At 46.8% G+C, this 20928-nt stretch carries 23 protein-coding genes; 8 read left to right on the top strand and 15 right to left on the bottom strand.

The window, feature by feature from the left end; translation table 11 throughout:
- Positions 1–10 precede the first annotated feature (10 nt).
- The 10 genes from TM_RS02730 to hslV form a co-directional block, all read right to left on the bottom strand.
- Entirely contained in the window at positions 11–1180 is a 1170-nt protein-coding gene (locus tag TM_RS02730) for an ABC transporter ATP-binding protein (RefSeq protein WP_004081380.1), read from the bottom strand.
- A gap of 16 nt (positions 1181–1196) precedes the next feature.
- Positions 1197–1409 (bottom strand): heavy-metal-associated domain-containing protein, encoded by a 213-nt coding sequence (locus TM_RS02725; RefSeq protein ID WP_004081382.1) that lies wholly within the window; start codon positions 1407–1409, stop codon positions 1197–1199.
- Entirely contained in the window at positions 1406–2347 is a 942-nt protein-coding gene (gene fmt / locus TM_RS02720) for a methionyl-tRNA formyltransferase (protein WP_004081384.1), read from the bottom strand. Before fmt ends, TM_RS02725 begins: the two co-directional genes overlap by 4 nt.
- Positions 2344–3564: a GTPase HflX gene (gene hflX, locus TM_RS02715; RefSeq protein ID WP_004081386.1), complete on the bottom strand. Its 1221-nt coding sequence runs from the start codon at positions 3562–3564 to the stop codon at positions 2344–2346. Before hflX ends, fmt begins: the two co-directional genes overlap by 4 nt.
- Positions 3565–3577: 13 nt before the next feature.
- Positions 3578–3850, bottom strand: coding sequence for an RNA chaperone Hfq (gene hfq / locus TM_RS02710; protein ID WP_004081393.1), 273 nt, complete (start codon positions 3848–3850; stop codon positions 3578–3580).
- Between the two features lie 36 nt (positions 3851–3886).
- A complete protein-coding gene (gene miaA / locus TM_RS02705; RefSeq protein WP_004081395.1) occupies positions 3887–4804 on the bottom strand; it encodes a tRNA (adenosine(37)-N6)-dimethylallyltransferase MiaA in 918 nt (305 codons plus the stop codon).
- Positions 4801–5565 (bottom strand): class I SAM-dependent methyltransferase, encoded by a 765-nt coding sequence (locus TM_RS02700; RefSeq protein WP_004081397.1) that lies wholly within the window; start codon positions 5563–5565, stop codon positions 4801–4803. Before TM_RS02700 ends, miaA begins: the two co-directional genes overlap by 4 nt.
- 209 nt (positions 5566–5774) lie before the next feature.
- Positions 5775–6404, bottom strand: coding sequence for a hypothetical protein (locus tag TM_RS02690; protein ID WP_004081399.1), 630 nt, complete (start codon positions 6402–6404; stop codon positions 5775–5777).
- A gap of 10 nt (positions 6405–6414) precedes the next feature.
- Positions 6415–7806 carry an ATP-dependent protease ATPase subunit HslU gene (gene hslU, locus TM_RS02685; RefSeq protein WP_004081401.1) on the bottom strand — a complete coding sequence of 464 codons (1392 nt, stop codon included), beginning with the start codon at positions 7804–7806 and terminating at the stop codon, positions 6415–6417.
- An 11-nt stretch (positions 7807–7817) separates the two neighbouring features.
- A complete protein-coding gene (gene hslV / locus TM_RS02680) occupies positions 7818–8348 on the bottom strand; it encodes an ATP-dependent protease subunit HslV (protein WP_004081403.1) in 531 nt (176 codons plus the stop codon).
- Between the two features lie 81 nt (positions 8349–8429).
- Between hslV and mnmA the strand changes: the two genes are divergently transcribed.
- Both mnmA and TM_RS02670 read left to right on the top strand, forming a co-directional pair.
- The gene (gene mnmA, locus TM_RS02675; RefSeq protein ID WP_004081405.1) at positions 8430–9506 is read left to right on the top strand and encodes a tRNA 2-thiouridine(34) synthase MnmA; all 1077 of its coding nucleotides are present in this window, start codon (positions 8430–8432) and stop codon (positions 9504–9506) included.
- The gene (locus tag TM_RS02670; protein ID WP_004081407.1) at positions 9503–10432 is read left to right on the top strand and encodes a GAF domain-containing protein; all 930 of its coding nucleotides are present in this window, start codon (positions 9503–9505) and stop codon (positions 10430–10432) included. The genes mnmA and TM_RS02670 overlap by 4 nt, the downstream gene beginning before the upstream one ends.
- Before the next feature lie 9 nt (positions 10433–10441).
- Here the strand turns inward: TM_RS02670 and TM_RS02665 are convergent, their stop codons facing one another.
- The 4 genes from TM_RS02665 to TM_RS02650 are packed head-to-tail and all read right to left on the bottom strand — an operon-like array spanning position 10442 to position 13191.
- On the bottom strand, positions 10442–10636 hold the full coding sequence (locus TM_RS02665; RefSeq protein ID WP_004081411.1) for a DUF6485 family protein: 195 nt from the start codon (positions 10634–10636) through the stop codon (positions 10442–10444).
- Positions 10633–11238, bottom strand: a complete 606-nt coding sequence (locus TM_RS02660; RefSeq protein WP_227738441.1) for a hypothetical protein — start codon at positions 11236–11238, stop codon at positions 10633–10635. Before TM_RS02660 ends, TM_RS02665 begins: the two co-directional genes overlap by 4 nt.
- Positions 11239–11243: 5 nt before the next feature.
- Entirely contained in the window at positions 11244–12269 is a 1026-nt protein-coding gene (locus TM_RS02655; RefSeq protein WP_015646107.1) for a clostripain-related cysteine peptidase, read from the bottom strand.
- 10 nt (positions 12270–12279) lie between these two features.
- Positions 12280–13191: a TIGR01212 family radical SAM protein gene (locus TM_RS02650; protein WP_004081416.1), complete on the bottom strand. Its 912-nt coding sequence runs from the start codon at positions 13189–13191 to the stop codon at positions 12280–12282.
- 71 nt (positions 13192–13262) lie between these two features.
- On the opposite strand from TM_RS02650, the gene TM_RS02645 reads away from it, so the two are divergent.
- Positions 13263–14996: a proline--tRNA ligase gene (locus tag TM_RS02645; protein WP_004081418.1), complete on the top strand. Its 1734-nt coding sequence runs from the start codon at positions 13263–13265 to the stop codon at positions 14994–14996.
- A complete protein-coding gene (locus tag TM_RS02640; RefSeq protein ID WP_004081420.1) occupies positions 14993–16498 on the top strand; it encodes a YifB family Mg chelatase-like AAA ATPase in 1506 nt (501 codons plus the stop codon). Before TM_RS02645 ends, TM_RS02640 begins: the two co-directional genes overlap by 4 nt.
- On the opposite strand, the gene fliJ is transcribed toward TM_RS02640, so the two are convergent.
- Positions 16495–16929: a flagellar export protein FliJ gene (gene fliJ / locus TM_RS02635; protein WP_010865139.1), complete on the bottom strand. Its 435-nt coding sequence runs from the start codon at positions 16927–16929 to the stop codon at positions 16495–16497. The two genes, TM_RS02640 and fliJ, sit on opposite strands and share 4 nt — an antisense overlap.
- Positions 16930–17038: 109 nt before the next feature.
- Between fliJ and tmung the strand changes: the two genes are divergently transcribed.
- From tmung to TM_RS02615, 4 genes are read left to right on the top strand one after another with little or no spacing between them, the layout of a single operon-like run.
- Positions 17039–17617 (top strand): type-4 uracil-DNA glycosylase, encoded by a 579-nt coding sequence (gene tmung / locus TM_RS02630; protein ID WP_004081422.1) that lies wholly within the window; start codon positions 17039–17041, stop codon positions 17615–17617.
- Between the two features lie 4 nt (positions 17618–17621).
- A complete protein-coding gene (locus TM_RS02625; protein ID WP_004081427.1) occupies positions 17622–18140 on the top strand; it encodes a metal-dependent transcriptional regulator in 519 nt (172 codons plus the stop codon).
- A complete protein-coding gene (locus tag TM_RS02620) occupies positions 18137–19066 on the top strand; it encodes an SDR family oxidoreductase (protein ID WP_004081431.1) in 930 nt (309 codons plus the stop codon). Before TM_RS02625 ends, TM_RS02620 begins: the two co-directional genes overlap by 4 nt.
- Complete coding sequence (locus TM_RS02615; protein ID WP_004081432.1) at positions 19038–20837, top strand: AAA family ATPase; 1800 nt, start codon at positions 19038–19040, stop codon at positions 20835–20837. The genes TM_RS02620 and TM_RS02615 overlap by 29 nt, the downstream gene beginning before the upstream one ends.
- The last annotated feature ends 91 nt before the right edge of the window (positions 20838–20928 follow it).

The following is a 20928-nucleotide window of genomic DNA, read 5'->3' as shown; positions in this document are numbered from 1 at the left end:
CACACCTCCTCTATGACGAATGTAAATGACACGCTACCCAGTGACCCGGAGAAATTTCTTTCATCACCGGATATTCTTTCTCACACACAGGCATCTTGTAAGGACACCTCGGATGGAAGAAGCAGCCAGTCGGCCTGTTGATCGGGCTTGGAACCCCACCCCTGAGGATGATGCGTTTCCTTGTACGCTCAACCTTCGGATCCGGCACGGGAACAGCAGAAAGCAACGCTTGGGTGTACGGATGAAGAGGATTGTCGAATATCTCATCGGTGTTTCCCATCTCCACGATCCTGCCGAGGTACATGATGCCGACCTCGTGGCTTATAAATCTCACAAGTCCAAGGTCGTGCGAGATGAAAAGATATGTGAAACCTTTCTCTTCCTGCAGTTTGAGAAACAGGTTTATAACCTGTGCCTGAACGGAAACGTCCAGTGAAGCCGTGGGTTCGTCGAGTATCACTATCTCGGGGTTTATGGAGATCGCCCTTGCGATAGCGATTCTCTGTCTCTGGCCTCCACTGAACTGATGGGGATATCTTTCGAGGTGATATTCCTTGAGTCCCACGCTTTTGAGAAGATCTTTTGCCATATCTACGGCTTCTTCTCGTGTTTTCGCCAGTCCGTGGAACAGAATGGGCTCAGTGAGGATGTCGCCAACCGTCATTCTCGGGTTCAAGGAACTCATGGGATCCTGAAAGACGATCTGTATCTTCCTTCTGAATTTCATCCTCTTTTCATCGATGTCGTCGAGCAGGATCTGATAGAATTTCTCTTCGCTTTCTTTCGCTTCTTTAAAGAAGATCTCCGCGTACTTCTTATCCACATCCTCGAGCACGTCCACAATCTGATCCGGTGAGAGTTTTTCCCTCATTTCGCGGAATATATCCACGTAGGTCGTTTCCAGATAGTTCTCCGCATCTCTTCTTTTCATGAAGTAATACGTGGTGTCGTCACCGTCGATCACAACACGGCCCGCAGTGGGATTCGTGAGGCGCAGGATCGTCTTTGCAGTCGTTGTTTTTCCACATCCCGACTCGCCAACGAGGGCGAACGTTTTTCCCTTTTCCACGGAAAAAGAGATATCATCGACCGCTTTCACGTAACCAACGATCTTTTTCACAAGGAATCCTTTTCTGATCGGGAAATACTTTCTCAGACTCAGCACCTCGATAGTCTTCATCCTGAACAGCTCCCCTTTACACGATGAGTGTGTATCCCAAACTATCCACAGCGCTTTTTATTTGCTCTTTGGAGACCTTTTCATCATCGTAATCCACGCCGACAACCTCAGCCGCCATTTCGTAATCTACCTTGAAAACACCGTCGAGTTTCTCGATGGCTTCTTTAACTCTCTTGTAATCTTCCTCTGTTTTTGCACCTTTGAGCATGAAATAGTTCAACCTTCTCAACTCTCATACCTCCTTTCGAATCTCATGCCTTCGATTATCAATCTTCCGTTTTTTGCTTCCCAGAAGGTCATCTTCTTCTTTCCGGGAAATTGAATGTATCTCACTTTCACTTTTCCGTCGCCGGTACCTATCCATGCACCTTCCCTATCAATATAGTTTATCAAACCTGGTTCATCTCCCGAACTATCTATCGCTGTCACTCCGAACAATTTCACTTCAACGTTTCCCAAGAAAGCTCTTGCACCGGGCCTGGAATCGTAAGCTCTGATCTTGTTCTTCACCGATTCAGCGTCCTTTGAAAAATCCACAATCAGGTCCTCTTTTTTTATCATTGGAGCATAGGTTGCTCGAGAATGGTCCTGCTCTTTCAGCTCTATGTTCCCCGTTTTCAGTTTCTCCAGAAACTCGATCAACATCTCTTTCGACAGTTCTATCAAACGTTTCTCTAACTGATCGAAAGTTTCAAATGGATCTACAGAAATTTCCTTCTGGAGTGCAATGGGACCAGCGTCGAGCTCTTTCACCATTTTGTATATGGTGACGCCCGTTCTTTCTTCACCGTTCTCGAGCACTCTCTGTATAGGAGAAGCACCCCTGTATTTTGGAAGAAGAGAAGGATGAATGTTGTAACAACCGAGTCTTGGAAGAGAAAGTACCTTCTCACCCAGGATCTTTCCGTAGGATGCGACTATTATAACATCTGGCCTCACAGATCGGAGAAATTCTAAAGCTTCTTTCTTGTTTATCGATTCGGGTTGAATGAAAGGAACTTCGTGTTTTTCAGCCACTGCCTTCACCGGAGTTGGTGCAACTTTTCTTCCCCGCCCTCTTGGTTTGTCCGGCTGGGTGACCACACCCACCACGTTGAATCCGTTTTTGATCAAATGCTCCAGTATTTCTGCTGCGAACTCCGGTGTCCCCACAAAGACAATTCTCAAGATGCCACCTTCCTTTTCAACATCTCAAGAGTTTCCCGATCAGTTTTCAACGTAATCAGAGCGTACCCTTCCCTGTAATCTTCGTTCAGTATTTCCAGTCGATCTTTCAGAGCGTAGATCTGCCCTATCTTTTCCAGGGGAACTTTCAAAGTTTCCTGAACATCCCTTTGGCTTATGACTTCTTCCAGCCTGTCCAGAAGCTGATCCAGTCCTATCCTTTTTTCTGCTGAAATGAACAGAGCCTCCGGATACTTCCATTTCAGCGTTTCTATCCTCTCTCTGGGACAGAGATCGATCTTGTTGAAAACCAGAATCCTTGGAATCTTATCGGCACCGATTTCCTCCAAAACTTTCTCAGAAGCTTTCATCTTTTCTTCGAGATACGGATCAGAAGCGTCAACAAGATGTATGAGCACATCCGAATACTTTATCTCTTCGAGTGTCGCTTTGAACGCACTCACAATGGTGTGAGGTAGCTTTCTGATGAACCCGACAGTGTCACTCACGAGAATGACTCTTCCACTTTTCAGCTTCAACCGTCTCGTGACGGGCTCGAGAGTGGCAAAGAGTTTGTCGGCGACGTACACATCACTATCGGTTAAAACCTTGAGAAGAGTAGATTTCCCGGCGTTTGTGTATCCAACTATAGAGACATGTGGAATTTTCTTTTCCAGCCTTTGTTTTCTCTGAGTGTTCCTTTCTTGCTCTATTTCTTTCAATCTTTTTCGAAGCTGTGCGATGCGGTTTTTTATGTGTCTTCTCAAAACCTCCAGCAAGGGTTCACCCGGTCCTCTGGTGCCAATACCTCCACCGAGTCTGGAGAGTTCCTCACCCTTTCCTACGAGCCTTGGAAGCTCATAAAGCAAACTCGCCATCTCCACCTGGAGCTTTCCCTCTTCACTCGTTGCGTGGCGAGCGAAAATTTCAAGGATCACCTGCGTTCTGTCAAGAACATCTACGTTCAGTTCTGATTGCATATTTTTGTACTGCACCGGTGTGATTTCATCGTCAACGACCACAAGATCCGCTTCACAGAATTCAACTACCTCTTTGAGCTTTTGCAATTTCCCCTTTCCAAGGTAGGTAGCCGGATCCGGTTTTGCTCTCTTTTGCCAGAGCCATTCAACAACTTCAACACCGAGGGTTTTACACAAACCCTTCATTTCTTCGAGAGACTCTTTTATTTTCTCTTCATCTTTACCAACAGCAACGATCACCGCTTTTTTCCCTTCAAGATCCCTCGTTTTCAGAGGTCTCAGCCTCCTGTGCTGTTTCCTGTTTCTTTGGCATCAGCATCACATAAGAAGAAGGAATGATCGTGCTGATCGCGTGTTTGTAGATGAGGCTCTGTTGGTTTCCGCTCTCCAGCAAGACCGTGTAGCTGTCGAAAGATCTGATGAATCCCTTTGTCTGAAAACCGTTCACCAGATACACCTTCACTTCGATCTTGTTAACCCTGAGATGATTCAGAAACCTGTCCTGAAGGTTGAACTTCTCCGCCAAGGCCAACTCCCCCCTCGATGTGATTTCAAAATAGAATTATACTGAAAAATTTTCAACTATCAGCTTCTTGAGTTTCTCCTTTACTTCTCCTACATCTTCGAACGTTAAATTGTACCACACAGCTTCTTTGTATCTTTTGAACCATATGATCTGTCTTCTGGCAAAGTGTCTGGTGTTTCGTTTTATGAGATGAACCATCTTGTCAAAATCGTACTTCCCTTCCAGATAGTCAATGACTTCTTTGTATCCTATCGTTTTCATCGAATTGAGATCTTTCGAATATCCCATCCCCAAGAGTCTCTTCACCTCATCTACTAGGCCCATCTCTATCATCTTATCAACTCTTTTGTTTATTCTCTCGTAAAGTTCGTACCTTTCCCGAGTCAAAACAATTATGAAAAACCTGTCGTCACCCTTTGCTTCTTTTTGAAGTTCCGAGATCCTTCTTCCCGTTTTCATGTAAACTTCAAGGGCTCTGATCGTTCTCTTGAGATCGTTCGGATGAATGCGCGTCGCCGCTTCAGGATCGAGCTCTTCGAGCATTTTTCTCAAAATCCCGGGTTCTCTTCTCTCTAGTTCTCTGAGTTCTTTTCTTATGTTTTCATCGGCAGGCACTCCTTCGAATATACCCCGAACCAGCGCGTCCGCGTACAGCCCCGTTCCTCCAACGTAAACAGGAATCTTCCCACGTCTGAGAACGTCTTCCATTGCTCTCAGAGAATCCTTCCTGTACATGAAAGCGTTGTAATACTCATCAGGATCGATGATATCTATCATGTGATGAAGAACCCTCTTTCTCTGCTCTGGTGTTGGTTTGGCTGTTCCTATGTCCATATAACGATAGATTTGCCTCGAGTCCATCGAGATGATCTCCGCACCTATTTCTTCACAGACTTCGATCATGATATCTGTCTTTCCAACAGCAGTGGGCCCACCGACTATGGCTATCTTCATCGCTTGTATATCACCCCATAGAGAACACCGCTCTTTCTGGAACCTTTCAGTTCGTCAACCCTGATTCTTTTGAAGAGAGAATCCTTCACGTGGCTTTTGAGGATCACCTTCTTCTTCGCGATTCTCAGCATTTCCTCAATGTCTTCTTCGTTCACCGTGTCGTACACAGCGAAGGGCCTCAGAGGATTCATGGCAGAGGACTCGTACACGGGATTCTCAAACATGGGATCACAGTAGACCACATCGAAAGAATTGTCGGGCTGACTTCTGATGTATTCTTTGAAATTCGCGTGATAAAGCTCTATTCTTTTTAAAGCGTCTTTCAACCACCGAATGTCAGTCTCAAAATTTTCCATTCCGTATTTCACGATGGTGTATATGTGAATGGATCCTTCAAGACCGATTACCTTACCCTCAGGAAGAAAAGCGGCCATGAGGATGGCTTCGCTTCCAAGACCAAAGGTCGTATCCAGCACGATTTCGTTTCCCTCCGGTTGAAGGGATTCTATCAGGTAGTCCTTCTGACCGCTTCTTATGTTCCTCATCCGGAGGATAGCCGAAGAAGGATGAAAAAAGAACTCTCCTCCGGGCCATTTTATTGAGATTCTGTTCTTCTCCACCACGTAGTAAAAGTCCACTTTGAACTCTTTCAATCTCCTTCTTGAAACGTAGATGGTGCCGAGTTTTTCAGCGAGTTCCTTCGCTTTCATTACCTGCTCCCTGTCCGGTTTGTGTGAGGTTGTGACCACGAAGTTTTTCATTCTCTATCACCTCTAAGAGCTTCTCGTTCAGCGCTTTCTGTTCCTCTATCTTTGTCTTCAATTCCTGGTATTTCGACATCAACCGATTGTGCTTCTCCAGTGCCACCTGATAGTTGTGATAGCTCACGAGAAAAACAAAGATCATAAAGAAAAGAAGCGTCAGAAGTCCCAGATTAACTCTGAAATGCTTCCGCCTTCTTGGCCTCAGTTTAGAACGGGACCTCGTATTCGTCCCTCCCCTCCTGTATGGTGAGGGATGTTGAATCACTATCAAAAAACACATCCACATCGTAACTTTCATCCGTTCCTGGCAGATAAAACAGGAATTCCCCATTGTAAACGGGAACTTTCATTTCGTATTCCCCGAAACTCAGCGTCACCACACTTCCCTCGCTGGTGAGTTCACCGTACACCTTCACAGGGTCTTCCACTGCGAAAATTTTCTTGTTTTCGAGATCGAGGAGTTGGTACGCGTTGCTTCTCAGCACCGTGTCGGTGCTGAACTTTCCCGCGGAGTGGTAAAGCACCACCGGTGTTGTTTTGAAAGACACTTCTTCTGTCTGCTCATCGAACACGATCGTAGCCGCCACGGTGAGCTCAAAATCCGACAGATCGAACGGTATATCCACCGTGTTCAAAAGGACTCCCTCATTGGCCAATACATCCTTGAGCGTGTACTCTTTTCCGTTCACCGATAAATGACTGCTTTCCAGATCCACAGTAACGTTTTCGTCTGTTCCCACGTTGAACAAATAGACGTACAGATCCGCCTTTCCAGGGCTCACCAGAGCACAGCCAACGGCGAGCAGCAGAAGAAAAGCAGGAAGAAGAACCCTCACGGGAAACACCTCACAGTATGTACGCGCTCAGATCCTCGTCCTGAACGATCTTTTCGAGTCTTCTTCTCACGTATTCGGCATCCACAACGACCCTCTTTTCTGGAATATCCGGTGCTTCGAAAGAGATCTCCTCGAGGACCTTTTCAGCGACCGTGTAGAGCCTTCTGGCTCCGATGTTTTCGAGTCTTTGATTCAGCTGATACGCTATTCGAGCCATTTCTCTGATTCCATCCTCGGTGAAGACGAGTTCCACACCTTCCGTTGAAAGAAGTGCCTGGTACTGTTTTATGATGGCATTCTCTGGTTCTTTCAATATCCTCACGAAATCCTCCTCGGTGAGGGGTGACAGTTCTACACGTATCGGGAAACGTCCCTGAAGTTCCGGAATGAGATCCGATGGTCGTGAAACGTGGAATGCGCCGGCCGCTATGAAGAGGATGAAATCCGTTCTCACCGGTCCGTACTTGGTCATGATCGTGGTACCTTCGACAATGGGGAGAAGGTCCCTCTGAACACCTTGTCTGGAGACATCTGGCCCCACCGCACTCTCTTTCCCGGCGATCTTGTCTATTTCATCTATGAAGATGATTCCCCTGTTCTGAGCTCTGTCGAGTGCTTCCTGCACCACCTTGTCCATGTCTATGAGTTTTTCCGCTTCCAAAGGCAACAGAACCTTCCTCGCTTCAGAGACTTTCATTTTTCTCTTCTTCTTTCGCTTTGGAAGCATTCCGCTGAACATATTCGTGATTTCTATCCCGAGGTCTTCCATACCCGGTCCGAAGATTCCCATGAACGGAGAAACCGTTTCTTCGAGTTCTATTTCGATCTCTTCATCTTCCAGCTCTCCCTTTCTCAGCTTTTCCCTCATCTCTTCCCTTTTCGCTCTGAACCTTCTCCTGTCTTCCGGTGTGTACTGCTGTTGCTGTCCACCGGTTATGAGGTTTATGAAGGGATTCGTGACAACCGGCATGGCTTTCGATTCGGGAACGAGAGCATCGAGAATTCGCTCTTCAACCAGCTCTTCCGCCTGCCTTTCCACTTCTTTTATCTTTTCCTGTTTCACCATGTTAACACTGATCTCAACCAGATCTCTTATCATCGAGTCCACGTTCTTTCCCACGTATCCCACTTCCGTGAACCTCGTCGCTTCGACTTTCAAGAACGGGGATCCGGAAAGCTGAGCCAGTCTCCGGGCGATCTCTGTCTTTCCCACACCCGTGGGTCCGATCATCAGGATGTTCTTGGGAAGTACTTCTTTTCTCCACTCTTCTGGAAGCTTCTGTCTTCTGATTCTGTTTCGAACTGCTATCGCCACGGCTTTTTTCGCTTCGTACTGACCAACTATGTATTTGTCGAGTTCTTGAACGATTTCCTTCGGAGTCATTTCATCGAAACTCTTCATAAGAACACCTCCTAAACTTCTTCGATCACTATGTTCTGGTTCGTGTAGATGCAGATCTCACCTGCTATCGTCATCGCTTTCTCCACGATTTCCCGCGCGGAGAGATCGGTGTTCCTGAGAAGGGCCTTGGCAGCTGCGAGTGCGTAAGGTCCTCCTGAGCCGATGGCGGCCGCGTCGTCGTCGGGCTGGATGACCTCGCCGTTTCCCGATATGATGAAGATGTTCTCTTTATCTGCCACAAGAAGCAGGGCTTCCAGTCTTCTCAGAACTCTGTCCGTTCTCCAATCTTTCGCGAGCTCAACGGCGGCCTTTGTGAGGTTGCCGCCCCATTCCCTCAGTTTCGCTTCGAATCTATCGAAGAGCGTCATGGCGTCCGCCACAGATCCCGCAAAACCAGCGAGTACTTTTCCTTCCCCAAGCTTTCTAACCTTTCTCGCGTTTCCCTTCAAAACGGTCGAACCGAAAGTGACCTGACCATCTCCTCCCATCACCGTTTGCCCGTTTCTTCTCACAACCAGTATCGTTGTTCCGTGAAATTTCATGGTTCAACACCTCCTCAAGTTATTTTAACTCAATTTCTCAAATAAAGGAAATGGTATCATCTTAAATGAGGAGGTGCGAACTTGAAAGTAGGGGTAGCACTCAGTGGAGGAGTGGACAGTGCGGTAGCTCTCTATCTGTTGCTGAAAGAAGGGCACGAGGTAAAGGCTTTCCACATGAAAACGAAGGAAGATGAATTCTTCATCAAAAAAGAGATAAAGAAGAAGGTCTGTTGCAGTCCATCGGATACGGCCGACGCGATGAGAATAGCACACTTTCTCGGAGTGGAGATAGAGATCGTCGATGTGAAGGAGATCTTCAGAGAGAAAGTCATCGAACCGTTCAAGAGGGATCTTCTCAAAGGCCTCACTCCGAATCCCTGCGCACACTGCAATCGTTTCGTGAAATTTGGATACCTCATGGATTACGTTCTCAACCAGGGATTCGATGCGTTTGCGAGTGGACACTACGCGAGAATAGAGTTCAGCGAAAAGTACGGAAGAAAGGTGATAAAAAAGGGTGTGGATCTGAAGAAAGATCAGTCGTATTTCCTTGCCAGGATCGAGCCCTGGAGAATAGAAAGACTCATCTTCCCAAACGGTATCTACACGAAAGAAGAGATCAGAAAAATCGCAGAAGAAGCGGGAATACACGTTGCAAAGAAACAGGAAAGTCAGGATGTGTGCTTCATACCGGATGGCAGCATCGAAAACTTTTTGAAAGACGAAGGTATAACGCTCAAAGATGGAGATATCATCACACCCGAGGGAGAGGTCGTTGGTCGGCATTTCGGGTATCCTCTCTACACAATCGGTCAGAGGAAGGGCTTCAAAATAGAAAAATTCGGAAGAAGGTACTACGTGAGGGGCAAGATTCCGGAGAAGAACGTTGTTGTCGTATCAGATCTGGAAGATGTTTTCTTCTCCGGTTTGATCGCAGAAGATCCCGTCTGGCATGTTGAAGTGCCTGAAGAGTTCAGATGTGTCTGCAGAGTGAGGAAAAAATCGGAAGAAGCTCCTGCAGTTGTCAAGGTGAAAGATAACGAAGTGGAGGTCAGTTTCGAGAAGAAAGTCTTCGCCGTCACACCGGGTCAGATTGCCGCCTTTTACGATGGAGACACACTCCTTGGAGGAGCGATTATAAAGGAGGGAATTCGATGAGAAGCATCGTTCAGAACAAGGTGGAAGAGTGTCTCGAGATATTGAAGTGGGACAAAACGAAATGGATTGACTTCTGGAGAGAGTTGAGAAGAAAGTTCGGCCCGATAGTCCCAAACTACGAGAGAAAACTCGAATTGAACGATGAAAAGATCGAGAAGATCCTTCGGGAAATAGAACGAAGAGAGCTCGATAGATTCAAGTGGGACTGGCTGGACGTCTCGAGGAACAAAAAAATAGAGTGCGCAGAATCGCTCTCAGAGAGAGAAGATTTCCTCGATTTGAAAAGAGAAGACTTCTCCGTGTTCCTCATGTCGCTTCTGGGTCTTTCAGACTGGGTTGTTGTGGATGGAGAGAAAGAGAAGATCGTGGTGATGGATGTGTTCTCTCTCTGGAGAAAGGGACTTCTAAGAGAGCTTTCACTCGCCACGCTCCACGCGGTGATAGAGTTCAGAAAAGGAAAAGAAATCGGGAACTACGGAGGAAAAAAAGAGTACTTCGATTCTCTGCTGAAGGAAATCGAGAAGATTTTAAAAAGAGGAAAAGAAGCTCTCGGTGATCTGTGCGAATTTTTGAGAAACCACGTTTCGTACTACGACTGGGTGGGATTTTACTTCGTGGAGGATGGAAAGCTGAAACTCGGTCCGTTCGTAGGAGAGCCAACAGAACACGTGGAGATACCGTTCGGAGTTGGAATCTGTGGTCAGGCAGCGGAGAGAGAAGAGACCTTCGTTGTTCAGGATGTGAGCAAAGAAACAAACTATCTCTCCTGCAGTCCAAAGACGAAAGCGGAAATCGTGGTTCCCATTTTCAAAGATGGAAAAATCATAGGAGAACTGGATATAGATTCGTACAGTCCTTCTCCTTTCTCCGAAGAAGACAGAGCCTTTCTCGAAAAGGTGTGCGAACTCGTATCAAAGGTGGTGTGAGGTTCTCCCTCACACCACTCTTTTGAAATGCTCGATGGATCTGTCCCAGGTTTTCTCCGCGTCGTTCGGGAAATAACACGCGGGAAGTTCTCCATGTTGTCTGTGATAGTGCATACATTCACAGCAGATGCCCTTTCTCGGACATCCAGGATAAGAACAGTTGCAGTAAGAGAGGTTCCTCTCCTTGTTCGGGCAGGCCTTCACGATTTCACCTCCAGATTTCTCATGATTCGATCGTCCATATCGAGAAATTCGTTTATTTCTCGAGAGAGCCTGACAACCAGATACAACCAGTACACACCGAGAGTGAATAGAGTGAGGAGAAAAACCGATAACACGTTCCTTTCCTTTATGACCGGTTTGTAGTCGATGTTGAAAAGGGTTCTGTAAAGGTGGATCTTGATCTCTTGGAGTTTCCTTATAGTTTCAAACAGGTAGTGAAGAAAGATCACAAAAAAGATCAACTGAAGCAGGGAGAAAAACCATATTCCCGCAAAGAGAAACTCGAGAAACCAGAAGGCTATAAAGGCAATGTACGGCCAGTTTGGAACAAACGGCTTTTCGTTCAAGTTCACAGAACGCTGCTCCGCCAGTCTCAGAGTTTGCAGAACGTTGATGTTCAGGAGCACACTCCACTGTCTGTAAACGATCAAAAGAGAAATCGTGGAAATCAGAGAAAGAAAAAGAGTCACAGTCCCAAGGGTATAACTGGGAGATCCTGCCAGAATCTCCCTGTAATATTCTAACAGCAGAATCGAACTCATTGCAGAAAAGACAACGCCCATCCAGGCCAGGTTCATGTTCACTCTTTTCAATTTTTATCCCTCCAGTGTTCGATGAGATCGTCCCAGGAGCTCTCCGAGGTGAAGTCGCTTAAAGCAACGAAATCGTCCCAGTACTCTGGATTTTTCATATTCTGAGGCAGATAAATCGTTAGGTCCGTGTAGTTATCAGGTGTTCCGTAGACCCTCGCAGAAACTATGGCACTGTAGAGACCTTCTCCGTACTCTCTGAGGACAACATCTGATGAATTTTGAAGCGATTTTGCAAAACTTCCAAGTTCTACGAGTTCGGTGGTACTTCCGCCCGCAGTTCTTCTTTCAACTTCGAACTCCCACGGAGAAAGGTTGTTCTCGATCATGTACTGGGCAACTCTGTCCAACCACAGCATGATCTCATCCAGTTTCGAAGTGTCCCAGACGCTCAGAGAATATTCTGTGCCGTAGATCTCTCCGTATCTCTTAACGATGTTCGAGAGAAGGGAAGAGAGATCTTTTGAGTACCTCAACACTGAGTAGTCCCAGCCGTTCCCGGGCGCCTCTTTTGAAGACACAACCACGTATCGAGCGCAATCTTTCAGTTCCCACAGGATCTCAAACGTTCCCATCAAACAGGCATCGAAGCCCAGTACCGTAACGGGAGAGTCTCTCAAAACACTCTTTATCTCTTTTATGGTGAAAAAATCCAGATTTACGAAATCGTAAGCCACACCTTTAACCTGTTTTTGAGACTCTCCACGCCACCAATCTCCGTGGTTCCAGATAACGAGTAAGGAAAGATCTTCTCCCCTGTACGCGTTCAGGAAAGAAGAAAGAACAACCGGATCTCCTGAGTTTATCTCATCGAAAGTTTCCAGAGGAATCAAACCTTCCTCCACACGGTAGAGCGTATCAGAAGAAGACCTGTAATCTACCAGAGCGAAAACGTTTATCCAAGATGGATTTCCCATCATCTCCTTCAGATCCTGAAAGATGAACTGCTCCAAATCGTTGTCCCCCGCTATCCAGACGAGGAACGAAAGCGTGTGGTTGTGAACAGGAATACACCCGAAAATCAAGAGAAAAAGACTACCTGTTAAGATAATCAAACTTCTTGCCCTGATACGTATCTCTCCTCTCGAGTTCTTCTTCTATCATGTTGATGATTTCTATCTTGCTCTTTCCCCAGTTACCGAAGATCGTTCCCTTTCTCGGAGGATCTGCGACCAGTCTGTGAATGACCACGTTTGGGGAGAGGTATTCGAGAAATGTGATCGCTCTGTCGATGTACTCCTCGAGTGAACAGATTTTTACTTCTCCCTTTTTGTACATCTCCGCGAGTTTTGTTCCTTCCACCACGTAAAGCGAGTGGAGTTTCACACCGTCCACATCGAGAGCGGAGAGGATCTTGGCCGTCTCTACCACATCCTCCATATCGTCCCAGGGCAGATTCAAAATCACATGCACCACGAGTTCGATGCCTCTCTTTTTCACTCTCACAGCGGCATCCACGAACTCCGCGAGGGTGTGGCCTCTGTTGATCTTCTTGAGTGTTCTATAGTTTGCCGTCTGAAGGCCAAGCTCAACGGAAACATCGACACGCTTTTTGAATTCTTCGAACAGATCCAGAACTCGTTCGGGCACGAGATCGGGCCTCGTGGAGACAGATAGCTGAACTATACTATCGTCCACGAGAGCTTCCTCGTAGCGTTCTCTGAGCATCTCAACAGGGGCGTAGGTGTTGCTGAACGACTGAAAGTACGCGATGAATTTCTTGATCCCCCGCTTTTCGTATTTTTTCTTCATTTCCATAACCTGCTCCCTTATCGGGAGCCTCATCAGAGTGGTGAAGCCACTTCCCGTGGCATCACAGTAAATACAGCCACCCTTCCCTTTCGTGCCGTCCCTGTTCGGACAGGAAAATCCCCCGTGTATCACTATTCTCTGGACCCTTTCACCGTATCTTTCCTTCAGATAATCGCTGAGCTTTCTGTATCGCATGGCCCATCCTCCTTTTCCTATCTATGATACAATAGTTTCAAAAGAACTCGAAATCGAGGAGGAGATCGGCCTTGCGGATGAAAGACCTCTATGCTCCTACTCTCAAAGAAACCCCTTCCGATGTTGAGACAGTAAGCCACGAGTATCTTCTTCGAGGAGGCTTCATAAGAAAAGTAGCCGCCGGTATATACACCTACCTCCCATTAGGAAGAAGAGTGCTTCTCAAAATAGAGAACATAGTTCGAGAAGAGATGAACAGGATAGGGGCACAGGAAATTCTGATGCCCATCCTTCAACCTGCGGAACTCTGGAAACAGTCAGGAAGGTGGGACGATTACGGTCCCGAAATGATGAAACTCAAAGACAGGCACGAAAGAGACTTCACACTCGGTCCCACGCACGAGGAGATCGTCACGGACCTTGTGAAGAACGAACTTCGTTCATACAAACAGCTTCCTCTCACTCTGTATCAGATAGCGAACAAGTACAGAGACGAAATCAGACCACGCTTCGGCCTTCTCAGGGCGAGAGAATTCATCATGAAGGACGCTTACAGCTTTCACGCAAGCTGGGAATCTCTGGACGAGACGTACGAACAGTTCAAAAAAGCGTACTCCCGAATCATGGAAAGGCTTGGTGTGCGGTACATGATCATAGAGGCAGAAACGGGTGCCATCGGAGGGAACGCTTCCCACGAGTTCGTCGTTCCTGCGAAAATAGGAGAGACGAACGTACTCTTCTGTGAAAAGTGCGGCTACCAGGCAAGCGACGAAAAAGCCGAATACAAAGGTGAATACACTCAGGAACAGGAAGAAGAGAAACCCCTCAAGAAGGTTCCCACACCCGGGGTGAAGACGATCGAGGAAGTTTCAGAGTTTCTCGGTGTTCCTCCGTCGAAGATTGTGAAGTCCCTTCTTTACAAAGGAAGAGAAGGATACGTAATGGTACTTATAAGGGGAGACCTGGAGCTCAACGAAGCGAAGCTCAAAGCACATTTGAAAGATCAGTCGCTGAGAATGGCAACCCCAGAAGAAATTCTGAAGGACTTCGGAGTTCCCGTCGGATTCATTGGACCCATCGGTGTGGATGTGAAGAAAGTGGCCGATCACAGCGTCAGAGGACTGAAAAACTTCGTCGTTGGGGGTATGGAAGAGGATACGCACTACGTAAACGCAAACCACCCCAGAGATTTCAAGGTGGACGAGTGGTACGATCTGAGAACGGTGGTGGAGGGTGATCCCTGTCCCGTCTGTGGTGAGCCTCTCAAGGCGACAAAAGGGATAGAGCTTGGTCACATCTTCAAACTCGGCACAAAATACTCCGAAGCCATGAAGGCCTACTTCATGGATGAAAACGGTGAGATGAAGCCTTTCATCATGGGCTGTTATGGCTGGGGAGTTTCCAGAACGATGGCGGCTGTTGTGGAACATTTCCACGATGAGAACGGTATGATCTGGCCCCTTTCGATCGCCCCTTACACCGTTGTGGTGGACATTCTGAACATGAACGACGCTGAACAGAAGCAGGTGGGTGAGAAGATTTACCAGGTTCTCTCAGAAAAAGGAGAAGAGGTTGTTCTGGATGACAGAGAAGTCTCGCCTGGTTTCAAATTCAAAGACGCCGATCTCATAGGCTTTCCCATAAGAATAAACGTGGGAAGATCCCTCAAGGAAGGTGTTGTTGAACTGAAGAAACGCTATTCGAAAGAACTCGTCAAGGTGAACATCAAAAACGGTTTCGGTGCGCTTCTGGAGACACTGGAAAAGATGAAGCGGGAGTACGATCCCAAGGAGGCTGTCAGGTGAACTACAACAAACTCTCCTCCGCCACGATACAGGGAATAGAAGCAATGAAAATAGATGTTGAAGTAGATTTCGACAACAGGAGCGTTTTCAACGATATAGACGTGGTTGGCCTCGGTGACACCGCCGTGAAAGAGAGCAGAAAAAGGGTGAAAAGCGCTATTCTGAACAGTGGATTTTCTCTTCCACACGGTAAATACGTGGTGAACCTCGCTCCTGGAGACGTGAGAAAAGAAGGTTCCATGCTCGACCTGCCAATCGCACTGTGCATACTCGCTTCAACAGGAATAGTTCAGGTGAGCGAAAACATCCTCGCTATAGGAGAACTCTCGCTGAATGGAGAAGTGAAGAGGGTGAACGGGGTTCTTCCCGTTCTCCTTTCTCTTTCAGAAATGTTCAGTGGTACGGTGCTCATCCCAAAAGAGAACGAAGAGGAAGCAAAATGCGTGAAAGAACTGGATATATACGCAGTGGAATCTCTCAGAGAATGCGTTGAGTTCTTGAGGGGAGATAGAACGCTGAAACGGATCGAGTATTCGGGTATAGAAAACACGAACTTGGAATACGAGATCGATTTCTCCGATGTTAGAGACCACGAGATGGTGAAAAGAGCGGTGGAGATAGCCGTCGCAGGTTTTCACAACATCCTCATGGTAGGAAATCCCGGCTCCGGGAAGACCATGATAGCGAAGAGAATTCCCACGATCTTTCCTCCCATGTCCGAAGAGGAAATCCTCGAGACGAGCAAGGTGTACAGCGCATCTGGTTATCCCGGGATCGTGAAACTCCGTCCCTTCAGAGCTCCCCATCACACGGCGTCGACTGTCTCCATCATCGGTGGTGGTACCAACCCAAGACCCGGTGAGATTTCTCTCGCACACAACGGTGTTCTGTTCCTCGATGAGCTACCGGAGTTCAAAAGAGATGTGCTGGAAGCCCTGAGACAGCCTCTCGAAGAAGGTATCGTCACGGTTGCCAGAGCGAAGTTCACCGTCACCTACCCCGCCCGCTTCATGCTTGTTGGTGCCATGAACCCTTGTCCCTGTGGAAATCTTGGTGACCCGAAACAACCCTGTGTCTGCTCTCCCAGAGACATCATGAGGTACAGAAAGAAAATCTCGGGTCCTCTTCTGGACAGGATGGACCTGGTGATCAACGTCCCGAAGCTCTCCTTCGAGGAAATGATGAAAAAACCCGAAGGAGAGAAAAGCTCTTCAATCAGAGAGCGGGTGATGAAGGCGAGGGAAATACAAAAAAGACGTTTCAGGGATACTCATATTTCCTGCAATTCACAGATGTCTCACAGAATGCTGAGGAGGTTTGTCCAGCTGGACGAGAAGAGTGAGGATCTCCTGAAAAGATACGTGGAAAGATATGGACTGTCGGGTAGGAAGATCGACAAAGTTCTGAAGATCTCACGAACAATAGCGGATCTGGAAGGTTCGAACGGTGTAGAAATGAGTCACCTCGCAGAAGCGCTTCAGTACAGGTTCAGAGAGAGTTAGCTTTCCCACCAGAATTTCCTCTCCGCTATTTCATCCATGGTCTTCCTTTCTTTGAGGTTCTCTTCGTAAAGGTACTCTCGCATCTTTCTTTCTTTTAATTTTTCAAGAATCTTTCTCTCCTTCATTTTTTCAAAAAGTTTTCTTCTCGTTTCTTCCTGTTCCTTCATCAGTTCAGAAAGTTCACTTTGCTTTTTTTTGATCTCTTCTTCATAAAACATCATCTGCATCTCCATATTCAGGAGATCTTCCTTTCTGAGAACCTTTTTGTGAAGAAAATTACTTTCTATTCGCTTCTTTTCAGCGGAAAGTTGTTGTATAATTCTCTGGGTATTTTCCACTTTTTCATTGATTTTTGAGAGATCGTTTTTCAAAGTTTCTTCTTCCTTTCTTCGAACATCGTATATTCTCTGAAGTCTAAATCTAAAAGGCACGAATCATCACCCCAATAAGATTTTTGGAAAAATTTATAGTGGATGATAAAATTAAGTAAGGTTCTGATAATTTCCAGAAATATTTTACCAGAATCCGGGGGAGAAAGGCTTGTATACAAGGGAAGAACTCATGGAGATAGTGTCAGAAAGAGTGAAAAAGTGTACGGCTTGCCCACTTCATCTGAATAGGACAAACGTTGTCGTAGGAGAAGGAAATCTGGATACGAGGATTGTCTTTGTGGGAGAAGGACCGGGAGAGGAAGAAGACAAGACGGGAAGACCTTTCGTCGGCAGAGCGGGAATGCTTCTGACGGAACTGCTCAGAGAATCAGGTATCAGAAGAGAAGATGTTTACATATGCAACGTTGTGAAATGCAGGCCTCCCAACAACAGAACACCCACTCCTGAAGAACAGGCGGCATGTGGACATTTTTTACTCGCTCAGATCGAAATCATCAACCCAGATGTGATAGTTGCTCTCGGAGCCACGGCGCTGTCTTTCTTCGTGGATGGGAAAAAGGTATCCATAACTAAGGTCAGAGGAAATCCCATCGACTGGCTCGGAGGAAAAAAGGTCATTCCAACATTCCATCCGAGTTATCTCCTGAGAAATAGAAGTAATGAACTCAGAAGGATCGTTCTTGAGGATATTGAGAAAGCAAAAAGTTTCATAAAGAAGGAGGGTTGATAGCATGCCTAGAGGAAGGAAGAAAACCCTGACACCTGCGCTCGAAGATTACCTTGCAGTGATTCAGGAGATACTTCAGAAACAACCCGCGGCGAGGGTGAGCACCATCGCGAGAAAGATGGGAGTGAGCCTTCCAAGTGTGACGAATGCCATGAAAAGACTGGCGGAACTTGGATACGTCGAATACGAGAAGTATGGATACATAACCCTTACCGAGAAGGGTAAAAGAAGAGCAAGATCGTTGAGAGGTTCTCAGAACAGACTCAGGAACTTTTTCTTCTACGTGATGGGAATACCTTCACCCACCGCGGAAAAACTCTCGCGTCATTTCTCACACTTCCTGGATACGAAAACGAGAGAAAGATTCAAGAGATTTTACGACATAATGGTGAATTTCGATGAGAGCAAGGTGCAGGAACTGAAGGAATTTCTCGAAGAGAGCAGAAGACTCGTGAACGTTCGGGAAATCCCTGAAGAAGCCAGAATTATGGAAGAAGATGAAGAAGAGGAGGCTCAACCATGAACATTCTGGTAACAGGCGGAGCGGGCTTCATAGGATCCCACGTGGTGGACAAACTGATAGAAAACGGATACGGTGTCATTGTGGTGGACAATCTATCTTCTGGAAAGGTTGAAAACCTCAACAGAAACGCACTGTTTTATGAACAGAGTATAGAGGACGAAGAAATGATGGAGCGGATCTTCTCTCTACACAGACCCGAGTATGTCTTTCACCTCGCCGCTCAGGCTAGTGTCGCCATCTCTGTTAGGGAACCCGCCAGAGACGCAAAAACGAACATCATCGGATCTCTTGTGCTTCTTGAAAAATCCATCAAGTACGGTGTTAAAAAATTCATCTTTTCGTCCACCGGTGGGGCGATATACGGAGAGAATGTGAAGGTCTTTCCAACACCGGAAACGGAGATACCTCATCCGATATCCCCTTATGGCATAGCGAAGTACAGCACCGAGATGTATCTGGAATTCTTCGCGAGAGAGTACGGGCTGAAGTACACAGTTCTCAGATACGCCAACGTTTACGGGCCAAGACAGGATCCGTACGGTGAAGCGGGCGTGGTGGCCATCTTCACTGAAAGGATGCTCAGGGGAGAGGAAGTTCACATATTCGGTGATGGAGAGTACGTCAGAGACTACGTTTACGTTGATGACGTGGTCAGAGCGAATCTTCTCGCCATGGAGAAAGGCGACAACGAAGTCTTCAACATAGGAACGGGAAGGGGCACAACCGTGAACCAGCTCTTCAAACTGCTGAAAGAGATCACTGGCTACGATAAAGAGCCTGTCTATAAACCACCGCGTAAGGGCGACGTGAGAAAGAGCATTCTCGATTACACGAAGGCGAAGGAAAAGCTCGGCTGGGAACCCAAAGTTTCCCTTGAGGAGGGATTGAAGCTCACCGTTGAGTATTTCAGAAAAACCCTTGAGTGAACTGCTCAGGCCGAAAGACTTCGAGGATTTCGTCGGTCAGGATCATATATTCGGTAATAAAGGGATTCTCCGGCGAACTTTAAAGACAGGCAACATGTTCTCTTCTATCCTCTATGGACCACCGGGGTCTGGTAAGACCTCGGTTTTTTCACTGCTGAAAAGGTATTTCAACGGCGAGGTAGTTTATCTGAGCTCCACCGTTCACGGGGTTTCTGAAATAAAGAACGTTCTCAAAAGAGGAGAACAGTTGAGAAAATATGGAAAAAAATTGCTTCTCTTTCTCGATGAAATACACCGCCTGAACAAAAACCAGCAGATGGTTCTGGTTTCCCATGTTGAACGAGGAGACATCGTACTGGTTGCGACAACAACTGAAAATCCGAGTTTTGTCATCGTACCTGCACTTCTCTCAAGGTGCAGGATTCTTTATTTCAAAAAACTCTCTGACGAGGACCTGATGAAGATCTTGAAAAAAGCAACAGAGGTTCTCAACATCGATCTGGAAGAATCGGTAGAGAAAGCCATAGTAAGGCATTCCGAAGGAGACGCCAGAAAACTCTTGAACACCCTGGAGATCGTCCACCAGGCGTTCAAAAACAAGAGAGTAACTCTTGAGGACCTGGAAACTCTGCTGGGAAACGTGAGCGGGTACACGAAGGAATCACACTACGATTTCGCTTCGGCCTTCATAAAGAGTATGAGAGGTAGCGATCCAAACGCCGCTGTTTACTACCTCGTCAAAATGATAGAGATGGGAGAAGACCCGCGATTCATAGCACGAAGAATGATCATATTCGCCAGCGAAGACGTTGGACTCGCCGACCCAAACGCTCTACATATCGCCGTTTCGACCTCCATCGCTGTCGAACACGTGGGACTTCCCGAATGTTTGATGAACCTTGTAGAGTGTGCCGTCTATCTTTCCCTCGCTCCCAAGAGCAACTCTGTTTATCTCGCAATGAAAAAAGTCCAGGAACTTCCTGTGGAGGACGTACCGCTTTTTCTGAGAAATCCCGTCACCGAAGAGATGAAAAAGCGTGGATACGGAGAAGGGTATCTTTATCCCCATGATTTCGGTGGTTTCGTGAAAACGAACTATCTTCCAGAAAAGTTGAAAAATGAGGTCATCTTCCAGCCAAAGAGAGTAGGTTTTGAGGAAGAACTCTTTGAAAGGCTCAGAAAACTCTGGCCCGAGAAGTACGGGGGTGAAAGTATGGCCGAAGTGAGAAAAGAACTGGAATACAAAGGGAAAAAGATCAGAATCGTAAAGGGAGACATCACAAGAGAAGAAGTGGACGCCATAGTGAACGCGGCGAACGAATATCTGAAACACGGAGGAGGAGTAGCGGGAGCGATCGTGAGAGCAGGTGGAAGCGTTATCCAGGAAGAAAGCGACAGGATCGTTCAAGAACGAGGAAGAGTCCCGACAGGTGAAGCGGTGGTAACCAGCGCTGGAAAGCTGAAGGCAAAATACGTGATCCACACCGTGGGGCCCGTTTGGAGAGGAGGCAGTCATGGAGAGGACGAACTTCTCTACAAAGCAGTTTACAACGCTCTTCTTCGAGCTCACGAACTGAAATTGAAGAGCATCTCAATGCCTGCTATCAGTACAGGAATATTCGGATTTCCGAAAGAAAGAGCGGTGGGAATCTTTTCAAAAGCAATAAGAGATTTCATCGATCAACATCCTGATACCACTCTGGAAGAGATCCGCATATGCAACATAGATGAGGAAACAACGAAGATTTTCGAAGAAAAGTTCAGCGTTTGATGAAACCAAAAGAAGGGGCAAACGCCCCTTCTTTTTTAAGACCTCTGAGGAAGTATTGAATCAACTCAAACGAGTTCTTGGACCTCTTCCG

The sequence above is a fragment of the Thermotoga maritima MSB8 genome, assembly GCF_000008545.1.
In the GTDB taxonomy this organism is placed as follows: domain Bacteria; phylum Thermotogota; class Thermotogae; order Thermotogales; family Thermotogaceae; genus Thermotoga; species Thermotoga maritima.
The sequence above is the reverse complement of the archived record's forward strand: the minus strand, read 5'-3'. Positions and strand labels throughout refer to the sequence as shown.

Coding starts and splice junctions, on each gene's coding strand:
- hslU (WP_004081401.1), bottom strand. CDS start 7,806: ATGAAGAGTTTCGATGAAATGACTCCGAAGGAAATCGTTCAAGAACTC.
- TM_RS02625 (WP_004081427.1), top strand. CDS start 17,622: ATGCCTAGAGGAAGGAAGAAAACCCTGACACCTGCGCTCGAAGATTAC.
- hslV (WP_004081403.1), bottom strand. CDS start 8,348: ATGAAATTTCACGGAACAACGATACTGGTTGTGAGAAGAAACGGGCAA.
- TM_RS02670 (WP_004081407.1), top strand. CDS start 9,503: ATGAGAAGCATCGTTCAGAACAAGGTGGAAGAGTGTCTCGAGATATTG.
- TM_RS02700 (WP_004081397.1), bottom strand. CDS start 5,565: ATGAAAAACTTCGTGGTCACAACCTCACACAAACCGGACAGGGAGCAG.
- TM_RS02730 (WP_004081380.1), bottom strand. CDS start 1,180: ATGAAGACTATCGAGGTGCTGAGTCTGAGAAAGTATTTCCCGATCAGA.
- miaA (WP_004081395.1), bottom strand. CDS start 4,804: ATGAAGATAGCCATAGTCGGTGGGCCCACTGCTGTTGGAAAGACAGAT.
- TM_RS02620 (WP_004081431.1), top strand. CDS start 18,137: ATGAACATTCTGGTAACAGGCGGAGCGGGCTTCATAGGATCCCACGTG.
- TM_RS02650 (WP_004081416.1), bottom strand. CDS start 13,191: ATGCGATACAGAAAGCTCAGCGATTATCTGAAGGAAAGATACGGTGAA.